Genomic DNA, 434 nt, shown 5'->3' with positions numbered 1-434 from the left:
GCAGTGCACAGCCGCCGAAAATCACCAGGACGGCCGTGGAGCCCAGAGGGTTGATCAGGATGAAGACACCGGCGATGATGGAGACCACCGCACTGAAGATCGCCCAACCGGAGTGGGGCACAGCCCAGGACTCAGCCAGGGTCATGACGTCCTCCATGATCCATCCCAGGCCCACCATCAGGGGGACCAGAACCAGCAGTGTGGAGGCGGACAGGGTCGTGTTCTTGACGATCACCACGCCACCGATGGACAGGAGGGCGCCGACCAGGACACCCAGAACCCGCCATCCGCCGGGAAGGCCTTGGGCCACAATCGAGGTGATGAGGCGGACCAGTCCTGAAACGATGAAGTAGACACCCAGGGCGACGGTGAAGACAATCAGGGTCTTGCCTGGCGCGACTAACAAGGCCAGGCCTATGATCATCGCAACTGCG

The 434-nt window shown here is 62.2% G+C and carries 1 protein-coding gene; it reads right to left on the bottom strand.

The features are described 5' to 3' along the window. A partial coding sequence (locus CRD60_RS08370) for a DUF308 domain-containing protein (RefSeq protein ID WP_201737258.1) occupies positions 1-434 on the bottom strand: 434 nt, incomplete at both ends.

The sequence above is a fragment of the Bifidobacterium aemilianum genome, assembly GCF_003315635.1.
Lineage (GTDB): Bacteria > Actinomycetota > Actinomycetes > Actinomycetales > Bifidobacteriaceae > Bifidobacterium > Bifidobacterium aemilianum.
This window is presented reverse-complemented; position numbering and strand designations above follow the sequence as displayed.